Here is a 12380-nt window from a genome sequence, read left to right on the forward strand (position 1 = left end):
AGGGAGTGTCATTCATGCCAGAGACAATGAATAAAGAAACGACGAACCAGTCTGTATCATTCGATGCGATTCAGATTGGCCTTGCTTCACCGGAAAAGATCAGAGAATGGTCCAGAGGCGAAGTTAAGAAACCGGAAACCATTAATTACAGAACTTTGAAGCCTGAAAAAGATGGTTTGTTCTGCGAAAAGATTTTCGGACCAAGCAAGGACTGGGAGTGTCATTGTGGTAAATATAAGAAAATTCGTTACAAAGGTGTTGTTTGTGACCGTTGTGGCGTTGAGATTACAAAAGCCAGCGTTCGTAGAGAACGTATGGGACACATTGAGCTTGCAGCTCCTGTGTCTCATATCTGGTATTTCAAGGGTATCCCATCCCGTATGGGATTAATCCTTGACTTATCTCCAAGAACCTTGGAGAAAGTACTTTATTTTGCATCTTACATCGTATTAGATGCTGGTGATACAGCTTTACAGTACAAACAGGTATTGTCTGAAGCAGAATACCAGGAAGCAAGAGAACAGTACGGCAATGCATTCCGTGTAGGAATGGGAGCAGAAGCAATTCAGGAATTATTGCATGCAATTGATCTTGAAAAAGATTCCGCAGAATTAAAAGCTGAATTGACAGATGCAACAGGTCAGAAACGTGCAAGAATCATCAAGAGACTGGAAGTTGTAGAAGCATTCCGTGAATCCGGCAACAAACCAGAGTGGATGATTATGACTGTAATTCCGGTTATCCCGCCAGACTTACGTCCTATGGTTCAGTTGGATGGTGGACGTTTTGCAACATCCGATTTGAATGATTTATACAGAAGAATTATCAACAGAAATAACCGTCTGAGAAGACTGTTAGAGTTAGGTGCTCCTGACATCATCGTTCGTAACGAGAAACGTATGTTACAGGAAGCGGTTGATGCCTTGATCGATAATGGCCGTCGCGGACGTCCGGTAACCGGTCCTGGTAACAGAGCATTGAAATCTTTATCTGATATGTTAAAAGGTAAGGGAGGTCGTTTCAGACAGAACTTGCTTGGTAAACGAGTTGACTACTCAGGTCGTTCCGTTATCTGTGTAGAACCTAAGTTAAAGATTTATCAGTGTGGTCTTCCAAAAGAGATGGCAATCGAATTGTTCAAACCTTTTGTAATGAAAGAGTTAGTTGCCAACGGAACAGCGCACAACATCAAATCTGCTAAGAAAATGGTAGAAAGACTTCAGACAGAGGTTTGGGACGTTCTCGAAGAAGTAATCAAAGAACATCCGGTTATGTTAAACCGTGCTCCTACACTTCATAGATTAGGTATCCAGGCATTCGAGCCAATCTTAGTAGAAGGTAAAGCAATCAAACTTCACCCATTGGTATGTACCGCGTTCAACGCCGATTTCGACGGTGACCAGATGGCTGTACATCTTCCATTGTCAGTAGAAGCTCAGGCTGAGTGTAGATTTATGTTATTATCTCCAAACAACCTGTTAAAACCATCCGATGGTGGCCCTGTGGCCGTTCCTTCACAGGATATGGTACTTGGTATCTACTACCTGACACAGGAAAGACCAGGTGTTAAGGGAGAAGGCAAATTCTTCAAGAGTGTAAACGAAGCAATCCTTGCTTACGAAAATGGTGTTATCACCCTTCACTCTAAGATTAAAGTCCGTATGACTAAGAAATTAGCGGACGGAACAGAAAAATCCGAGATTATCGAATCCACATTAGGACGTTTCATTTTCAATGAAATCATTCCACAGGATTTAGGATTTGTAGATAGAAGCATTCCGGAAAACGAGATGAAACTTGAAATCGACTTCCTGGTTGCCAAAAAGCAGATTAAACAGATTCTTGAAAAAGTAATCAACATTCATGGTGCTACAAAGACTGCAGAAGTACTCGATGATGTAAAGGCAATGGGTTACAAATTCTCCACAAGAGCAGCAATGACCGTATCCATTTCCGATATGACAGTACCACCACAGAAACCAGAAATGATTGCTCAGGCTCAGGATACTGTAGACAGAATTACAAGACAGTACAAACGTGGTCTTATCACAGAGGAAGAACGTTACAAAGAAGTTGTTGAAACATGGAAAGAGACCGATGATGAGCTGACGCATGCTCTGTTATCCGGACTTGATAAATACAACAACATCTTCATGATGGCGGACTCTGGAGCCCGTGGTTCTGATAAACAGATCAAACAGTTAGCAGGTATGCGTGGTTTGATGGCTGATACAACAGGTCGTACCATCGAGCTGCCTATCAAGTCAAACTTCCGTGAAGGTCTTGACGTACTGGAATACTTCATGTCTGCGCACGGTGCTCGTAAAGGACTTTCCGATACAGCGCTTCGTACAGCCGATTCCGGTTACCTGACAAGACGTCTTGTTGACGTTTCCCAGCATATGATCGTTCGTGAGTCCGATTGTTGCGAAGGAAAAGACAGAGAGATTCCAGGAATGTGGGTAAAAGCATTCATGGATGGAAAAGAAGAAATCGAAAGCTTACAGGAACGTATTACAGGTCGTTTCTCCTGCAATACCATCTGCGACAAAGACGGAAATGTTCTTGTAAAAGCAAACCATATGATTACACCAAAACGTGCAGCACTTGTTATGAGCAAAGGTGTGGATGAGAATGGAGAACCATTAACAAAAGTTAAGATTCGTACCGTACTTTCCTGCCGTTCCCACATGGGTGTTTGTGCAAAATGTTACGGTGCTAACATGGCAACAGGCCAGGCAGTACAGGTTGGTGAAGCAATCGGTATCATCGCAGCACAGTCTATCGGTGAACCAGGTACACAGCTTACCATGCGTACGTTCCATACCGGTGGTGTTGCCGGAAACGATATCACACAGGGTCTTCCTCGTGTCGAGGAAATCTTTGAGGCAAGAAAACCTAAGGGTCTTGCCATTATCACAGAATTTGGCGGCGTAGCTACCATCAAAGACACAAAGAAGAAACGTGAAATCATCGTTACCAACCAGGAAACAGGAGAGACAAAGGCTTACCTTATCCCTTATGGTTCCAGAATTAAGATTATGGACGGAGCAGTACTTGAAGCCGGTGATGAGCTGACAGAAGGTTCTGTAAACCCACACGATATCCTGAAAATCAAAGGTGTTCGTGCCGTTCAGGATTATATGCTTCGTGAAGTTCAGCGAGTATATCGTCTCCAGGGTGTAGAAATCAATGATAAACATATCGAGGTTATTGTTCACCAGATGTTACAGAAGATTCGTGTAGAAGAAAACGGAGATTCTGATATGCTTCCAGGAACAATGGTAGATACATTAGATTTTGAAGATACAAACGAATTGCTTGTAAAAGAAGGCAAGACTCCTGCAGAAGGTTCCCAGGTATTACTTGGTATTACCAAGGCATCTCTTGCTACGAACTCCTTCTTATCAGCAGCATCCTTCCAGGAAACAACAAAAGTTCTGACAGAAGCTGCAATTAAAGGAAAGATTGACCCATTGATTGGTATGAAAGAAAACGTAATCATCGGTAAATTAATTCCGGCAGGTACTGGTATGAAGAGATATCGTAACATCAAGTTAGACTCTGACGTAAGTCAGAATGATGACATCATGTTCGATGATTTCGACAACTTTGATATGGACTCCGTGGAAAATGAAGAAAAAGCTACAGAAACCGTAGAAGAATAAAAGGTAAGAGGCTGCCGCATTTGGGTGCGCAGCCTCTTTTTCTTTGTGTTATAGAAAAATGATGCTTCAACAAAAAGATTTTGTATCAGGAAAAAAACATAAAAAATTCGAGAAAATTTAGGAAATTAGTTCAGCTTTTTGTCAAAACATCCGATAAAATTGATAAGAGTTATTGCAACATAAAATTAACTTTAAGGAAAACATTTGATTTCAAGGATAGAAAACAAAGCAAAGGAGAAATGTTTATGTACAAGGACGTAAAAGAAAAATTTTCTTGGAAAACGATGAAAAAGGTTTTGGCAGTCGTTGTTTCAATCTGTCTGGTGGTTACGATTGTGCAATTGCCAGGTATTACAGCGCATGCAGAAGACGGAGTCGTTTACCATGATTACTGGAATTCAGCGGAAGGAGAGAAGTCAGCAGTTGAGGAAAAGACTGTGGCGGCAATGTTTACCATCAATCAGAACACGGATGGTGCAGAGCAGCTTGAGAGTGTTGCCTTTGATTTGCAGAAGAATATTGCATTGGATGCAACATCCGCAAATAAAGCAACGGCAACTGTTTATGTAAATCCAACCAATGCAAATGATCCGACAAGCGGAACATATTTATGCCAGGTAGAAGGTCAGGGAAATCTTGACGAAGGAACCAACCGGATTCAGCTGAATGCAACACAGGCAGCGCTTGCCCAAGGAACCGTAGTAGCGGTTGTTGTAGGTTTGAACGGGGATGATTTTTCTTTCCAGGAGAATGCTTCTGATGAGACAGGAAAGACATTGGTTCAGACAGCAGATGGCTGGGTTGATGCTGGAACACGTAGCCAGTGCCTGAACATTTCTTTAAAAACAAGTGATGTGGCAGACAAGAATGCAGATGTTGTGGCTGCAGATGCAACAGATGACTCAGATACAGTTACAGATGAGCCTCAGAATGATATAGATGCAGCGGACGTGCAGGATGACCAGAGTGTTTCAGAGGCAGAAGAGAATGCTCAGGAAGAGAACGCAGATGCTATCGATTCCTATTCCAATGAGGAAAACGGAATTGCACTTACAGCAGCAAATCCAATTGAGATTACAGAGGATATGATTGAGTTGGTTTCCAATGCAACCGCATCTTCTGACGGAAGTGAAGTCCGCCCAATCATTAAAGTAACTTATCAGGGAACTGTTCTGGAAGAAGGAACAGATTACACCTGTTCGGTAAAAAAATTAAGTGGGAACTCCTGGAGTGATGTTGGAACAGAAGCCCAGATTGTAGTAAACGGTATGGGCAGCTATACAAGCTATGCAACCTGTAATTACCGTGTATGTGCTGACATTGCAACGCAGCTTGATGTTTCTGAGACATTACCGGCACAGACTTACACAGGTTCTGCAATCACTTTAAATTCCTTGTACACCATTCATTCAGATTCTAACTTAACAGCAGAGGATCTGAATGTAGAATACAAAAACAACCTGAATGCGGGGGAAGCAACCGTAACAATCAGCCCAAAGACAAGCACAGACTTTGGTGGAAAGATTGAGAAAACTTTCACAATCAATAAAGTAGATATCAGCACTTTGCCAGAATCCGCTTTTTCTTATGATAAGAAAGTTGTTTATAATCCGACTGCGTCCGTTACACCACCAACGGTAACCGTCAGCTATAATAACAACACACTTTCTGCCGGCGCGGATTACAAGGTGACAGCATCCGGGTTTGACAAAGCCGGAAATGCAACCATCACATTAGATGCAGATAACGGCACCAATGATGTGAAGAACTATACCGGAAAGAAGAGCCTGTCTGTAACCGTAGATCCATGCTCCTTGTCAGGGTCTAACATTACTGTTACATTAGACAACACAAAATTCACTTATACAGGTTCTTCCATTACGCCAGGTACCATTGTGATGAAATATGGCGATACCACCATCTATGAAAAAGGTGATAACAAGTCTTTATTCAAGGTTACCTACAAAGATGCAAACGGAGGAACAAACACCACAGATTATGGTGTGATTACCGGTACAATCGAACCAACGGATACCAATACAAATTATACCGGAGCCAAAACTTTTACATACGAAATTACCAAGACAACATTAAGCTCTGACAACATCGAGCTGACGCATGATGATTCGAAGAACTATAACAATGCAGCATTGGTTCAGTATGCAAAAGATAATGGACTTCTTGCAGTAAAACTGTTAAGCGGCTCCACAGCAGTAACATTAGACAGCGATGAAGTAACACTGAAAGATAAGAATACCGGACATGTGTTGACAAGTTCTGATTTTTCAACCAACTATCAGTACAACAGATCGGTGTCAACCTCAAGTGCTAGAGCCCAGGTGACATTTACCGGAAAAGGCAATTATACCGGAAGCATGACCGTAAGCTTCCTGATTGCACAGGATATCAGTACCTTGAAAAACATTCCAACTTCTTTTGACCCACTTCCATATAAAGGAAATGGCAAGGAAGTAACTTATGCGGAAGGCGCAGTTGTCATCAAGAACGATGACAGTGAAATCCTGACACAGGGAGAAGACAGCAGTGCCGATTACACCGTAGAATACAGCAACAATACCGCAATTGGAACCGCTACCTACAAGATTATCGGTAACGGAAATGTGACATCCAAGGGATGTTTCGTTGGAAGTGTTGAAAGACCCTTCACAATTACCAAGAAAAACCTTGCGGACGAGGATGTTGTTGTAACAATTAATCCGGTGGATTATAAAGAAGGAACAACAGAGACGGTTTTGAACTACGACCAGATTGAGGTAAAATACGGGGAGGAAACACTCCAGGGTGGAGCAAGCCGTGATTACATCATTCAGGGCTATGAAGGAAATCATAAATGTGGAACTGCGTATGTAACGTTACAGGGTGTTGGTGACAATTATACCGGAACCAAGACAGTTGAATTCCAGATTCGCGGAAAAGAAATCACAGCAGCAAATGGATATTCCGTTGAAGTGACAAACTACACTTACACAGGTGGAAATATCATCCCGGAGATTACAGTAATAAAGGATAAGGGATTGCCAACAGAGGCTAAGTTAGACCGAAAGAATTATACAATCTCCTATCAGCAGAACGGTGCTTCTGCAACACCGCAGGATGTTGGGGAATATGACATCATTGTAAGTGGAAATAATGACAACAATTATACCGGTACTTTGACAGGAAGCTTTAGCATTTTACAAAGACCGGTGAATGACACAAAGATTACACAGAATCAGATTTCAGCATCTGCGTATTCTTTTACTGGAAATCAGGTAAAACCAAAAATCGTCTTAAGCCATGAATTGAGTGGTTCCACGATAAAACTGGTGGAAGGCACTGATTATACAGTAGCATATGAGAATAACGTAAATGCAGGAGAGGATACCGCAAAGGCAATTGTTACCGGAATGGGCAACTATTCTGGAACACGTGAAATCACCTTTAGTATTGCGAAAAAGAGCTTAAAAGAAGCCGATGTTGTAATCGAGCCGGTTGGCGTGCAGGCTTATACAGGAAAAGCAATTAAGCCAAAACCAACGGTAACACTTGGCGATTATGAGTTAAAAGAAGGCGTTGATTTTGAATATTATTATTCTTCTAACAACGTTGAGATTGGAACAAACAAAGCGAAAGTAGGAATCAGAGCGATAGATGGAGGAAACTTCCAGTTAACCAAGGAAGTGACATTCTCGATTCAGGCATCCATCAGTGCAAACTTTAATATGGAATTTACAAATCCAGTCGATGAGTCCAACGAATATTTCTATACAGGTTCTGCAATCAGACCGGGAGTGAAACTTGAAAGTGATGATGGTGCAATACTTCGTCAGGGAACCGATTATGTTGTGACATACAGTGACAACACTAACGCAGGGGTTGCAAAAGTTTTGGTAAGAGGTATTGGAAGTTATACAGGTTCGATTGAAAGGACCTTTACCATCAAACCAGTAGAGATGGAAGATGTTATGGTAAATCTTACGAATGCAAGCAATACATTCACCTACACAGGTAGTCAGATTATGCCGACAATCCGTTCTATCACGTATGGTAACTATACACTTGCATCCAATGATACCTACAATGTTGCTTATGGAGCAAACACCAATGTGGCAGATGGAGGAACCATTTCCATTACTTCCACAGGAAATAACTTTACCGGAACAAAAGAAGTTGCATTTACTATTGCACCAAAAGATATCAGCAAGAGTGAAACCGCATTTGCAAATGATATCGTATTATCTGCAAATGATGAGACAGTAGCTTCCATTCCAACACAAAGTTATACGGGAACAACCATTACACCAGATATTAAACCTCAATATAAAGTGTCTGCTACGGATACAAAGGCATTGGTACTGAATACAGACTACACGGTATTGATTGAGAACAACATTGATCCGGGTGTTGCAACGATGACCTTTACCGGTACAGCAAACTATACCGGAACCGTAAAACAGAACTTTACCATTGCAAGAGATATCTCTGGTGCAACAGTAGAAGGCATTGAGGAGACCTATCCTTATACCGGAAACGAGATTAAAGTAGAAGATAACTTAAAAGTATCACTGGATGGCTCGGATGGAGATCCGTATCAGTTAAATGCAGCTGACTATAACGTAACTTACAAAGATAACGTAAAAGCAGGAACAGCAACCGTTACCATTTCTGGTAATGAGAAGAACTTCTATACAGGTTCTATTGAAAAAACATTCAAAATCAAAGCCAACTTTGGGGATGATTCCACAACAGTAGCTGAGATTGAGGATGTACCAAGAGATCCGTCCGACAATAGCGGAAAGACGTATCACCCAGAGACTCTTGAGATTACCTGCGGTGGAAATACATTTAACAACGCAGAATCGAACGAGAACTATGATGTAACATACGAAAATGATACAAAGATTGGAACAGCAACTCTTACACTTACCGGTAAAGGAGAATTCTATGAAGGAACCAAGACGGTAACGTATGATATCGTTCCGGCAAATTCAACCTTTAAGGTAGTATACAAGAATGACGAGAAGATTCCAGACCAGAAATTCTGTGGAAAAGAGATTACATTTGACCCAGAATCTGAGGATTTCCCATTTACGGTATATTATGTAGAGGAAGATGGAACAACCGAACGTGAGTTAGTCTACGGAAAAGACTACGAATTGAAATACAACAACAACGTGAATGCAAATGTCACACTTCAGGATGATGGTTCATTCCAGGATGCAGCGACAAAGGCAGAGGTTGTGATCAATGGTATTGGAAAATACAAACATGATAACAAGAAGACCTGTACCTTCACAATTCTGCCGTTACTGTTAAATGATCTTGTGATTAACGATTCCAAATTTCTCCCAGAAGGAAGTGAGGATGTCATTGGTCCAAGAGAGTATACAGGAAAAACGGTGACTCCTTCCGAAATCCAGATTCAGAATGTGGATGCCGAGACAGGAGATGTTATCTACACCTTAACAAAAGAGGATTACACCTTAACACCTGAGACAAAACTTACCGGTGAAGATGGCTCCGTTGTAAAGACATATACATACGAAGCAGGTTCTAAGACAGCATGTGTAACCATCAAGGGAAATGGTCAGAACTGCATTGGCACCAAGACCATCGAATATGATATTGCACAGATGGATATCGCAAAGACAAAGATTACCACAACTGCACAGGAGTACACAGGCTATGCATTACAGCCAGATGTACAGGTGGTAAATCCACTCAATGACAATGCGGTATTAGTACTGAATGAAGATTACTACTTAGTGTATGAGAACAATGTAGATGCCGGAGTGGCAACTGTCCGTGTAGAAGCAAATGACACAGACGGACATAACTTCAAAGGCACCGTTGAGACAACATTTAAGATTAATCCGATTGCAATTACAGCATCTTCTATTACGGTAGACGAGATTCCAAGCCAGGATTATTCAGGAGCAGGAGTGACACCGGACGTTGCAATCAGCTATACAGATCCACAGGGAGTGGTAAATGCACTTCATGAGGGAACAGACTACGAGTTGTCCTATGCAAACAATACAAAAGCAGGAACAGCACGTGTTATCATCGCCGGAAAAGGTAACTTTACCGGAACAACAGCAAAACCATTTACGATTAATCCATGTAACATCGAAGACAATGTGAACATTACAATTGATCCGATTGGCAATCAGGCATATACCGGAAGCAACATTACACCAAATGTAACCGTACGTGACCGTGATTACCAGATGAAATCTGGTGTGGATTACACCGTAACTTATACGAACAACAAAGAACTTGGAATTGCAACTGCAACCGTAGTTGGAAAAGGCAATTACAAAGGTTCACTTTCAACAACCTTCCAGATTGCAAGTGATATTTCAAAAGCAGTGATTGGAAATGGAGTTGCAAAGGAGTATACTTATACTGGAATCGAGATTTGCCCGGTACCATCGAATGTACACATTGGAACTACAAACTTAGTTGCAGGTACCGATTACACCGTATCCTATGAGGAGAATATAAATGCCGGAACCGGTAAAGTCATTCTTTCCGGTATGGGAACTTATGGTGGTACCTTAGAACAGGAATTCACAATCAAACAGAAAGATATTTCAGATTCAGATGTGAAGATGACCGGTTATACCGACAAAGCAACTTACACAGAAACAGAAGTGACCTTACCAATTGGATTTACATATGGTACAATGACATTAGAGCAGGATACCGATTTTGCAATTTCCTATACAGATAACTTCGCATTAGGAACTGCATACTTTGAGGTTGTCGGACTTGGAAACTATACAGGAACCATCACAAAGAGATTTGAGATTGTGAAGAAGAGTGTGGATGACAGTGATATTACCGTCACAGATATGTCTTCTACCTACACTTATGAGGGCGAAGAGATTGCACCGGTTCCTACTTTGAATAATGGTGATGAGAAGATGACACCGGATATTGATTACACAGTTGCTTATGAAAATAACAACGGTGTAGGTGTTGCAACCATGACCATCACAGGTATTGGAAGATATCAGGGAACACGCGAAGTAAAATATAACATTTTACGTAAGAGTGTGGTAAACTGTAAGACATCCAGTGTTGGAACCCAGATTTATACAGGATCTGACATTGAACCTACTGTTACAGTAAAAGATGGTGAGAAGGACCTTGTAAAAGGAACAGATTACACCATCATGTATGCAAATAACAGAAAGTCAGGAAGTGGATCTGTTATCATCGCCGGAAAAGGCAACTATACGGTAACCAAGACCGTTCGTTTTGATATCAGACCAGGCGGAACAAGCAGTTTCATGGTCAATGCAACAACAAATGATTCCATCGGACTTGCATGGGGCGCACAGGGTGTTGTGACCGGTTACGAGATTTATCGTGCCGACGCAAGTGGTAATTACACCAGAATCGCCCGTACCAGAGGAACCAGCTACACAGACAAAGGTCTTAATGCAGGAACAGCTTACACTTACAAAGTGAGAGCATATCTTGTGACAGATGATGAGACTTATTACAGCAATTTCTCTGACGGAGTTACAGGAACAACGAACAACTAGTGGAAAAGTGGAACTGATTTATGACAGAAAAGTATACGATAGGTGAATTTGAATTTGATACCTATAAAGAATACAAAAAAGGGCTTGCGGATGTTCAGATGATTTACTACATTACACATAATGTAGACATCTACAATCCGCAGACAGCCCTGCGTCTGTACAATATGATAAAGGAAGAAAAAATTGAACTGCATAGTGTAATAGGCGAATGTTTCTACAATGATTTAGTAGATATTGTCATGAATCATACAGGCTCCCTGTTAAAATGGAAGACAGAGATGCCGGTTCCGGAAAAAGAGAAAGAAACTACAAATATAAATGTAGATAAACCCAAAAAGATTTTGGGGATTATCTGTCTGGTGGCAGCGTGTATCTGTTTTATCTTTTATTTTTGGACAGAGTACACGAATCATGAGGGAGAGAGGATTGCGGATGACCTTCGTCAAATGAAGCAGGAGGGCTCGGCAGGACTGGTTTCCAATGATGGCTATGTGGCACCACAGCAGGATAGCACACAAAGCACCGAGACAGATGGCACCGCAGAGACGCAGCCGTTAACGATTTTGCCGGAGTATCAGGCAATTTACAATGAAAACCCGGATTTTGTGGGTTGGTTAACCATTGATGGAACCAACATTGACTATCCGGTTATGCAGACAGTTTCAGACCCCACCTTTTATCTAAGGCGGAATTTTAATAAAGAAGAAGATAACAATGGAACACTTTTCGTTGATTATCGGGACAGCATTACACAAAGAAGTACCAATCTTATCATTTACGGACACAACATGAAAAGTAAAATGATGTTTGGCCAGCTAAAAAGTTATCAGGATGCATCCTTTTTCCAGGAACATAAGAACATCAAGTTCGATACTATCTATGAGAAAGGAACTTATCAGGTATTTGCAGTCTGCCTGGCAGAAGTGGAATATCAGGATGAGAATGCATTTCGGTATTATAATTTCACACAGGCGGATTCGCAGGAAGAATTTGATAATTTTATCCAGAACATCCGTCAGTTGGCAGTTCAATATGAAGATGGTGTGGCTTCGTATGGTGACGAACTGTTAACACTCTCTACATGCAATAATTATACCGAGGACGGACGATTATTTGTTGTAGCGAAAAAATGCATGGATGCAGAATAGAGAAATCT

The 12380-nt window shown here is 41.4% G+C and carries 3 protein-coding genes; all 3 read left to right on the forward strand.

Annotated elements, in window-relative coordinates:
• Positions 1-14: 14 nt before the first annotated feature.
• Positions 15-3668, forward strand: coding sequence for a DNA-directed RNA polymerase subunit beta' (gene rpoC / locus BIV16_RS14100; RefSeq protein ID WP_075680062.1), 3654 nt, complete (start codon positions 15-17; stop codon positions 3666-3668).
• A gap of 245 nt (positions 3669-3913) precedes the next feature.
• Positions 3914-11224 (forward strand): fibronectin type III domain-containing protein, encoded by a 7311-nt coding sequence (locus BIV16_RS14105; protein WP_075680061.1) that lies wholly within the window; start codon positions 3914-3916, stop codon positions 11222-11224.
• A gap of 20 nt (positions 11225-11244) precedes the next feature.
• Positions 11245-12372: a class B sortase gene (gene srtB / locus BIV16_RS14110; protein WP_075680060.1), complete on the forward strand. Its 1128-nt coding sequence runs from the start codon at positions 11245-11247 to the stop codon at positions 12370-12372.
• Positions 12373-12380 lie beyond the last annotated feature (8 nt).

This window comes from Roseburia sp. 831b, assembly GCF_001940165.2.
Classification (GTDB): domain Bacteria; phylum Bacillota; class Clostridia; order Lachnospirales; family Lachnospiraceae; genus Roseburia.

Excerpts from the sequence above, each read along its gene's own strand:
- BIV16_RS14105 (WP_075680061.1), top strand. The coding sequence starts at position 3,914 with ATGTACAAGGACGTAAAAGAAAAATTTTCTTGGAAAACGATGAAAAAG.
- rpoC (WP_075680062.1), top strand. The coding sequence starts at position 15 with ATGCCAGAGACAATGAATAAAGAAACGACGAACCAGTCTGTATCATTC.
- srtB (WP_075680060.1), top strand. The coding sequence starts at position 11,245 with ATGACAGAAAAGTATACGATAGGTGAATTTGAATTTGATACCTATAAA.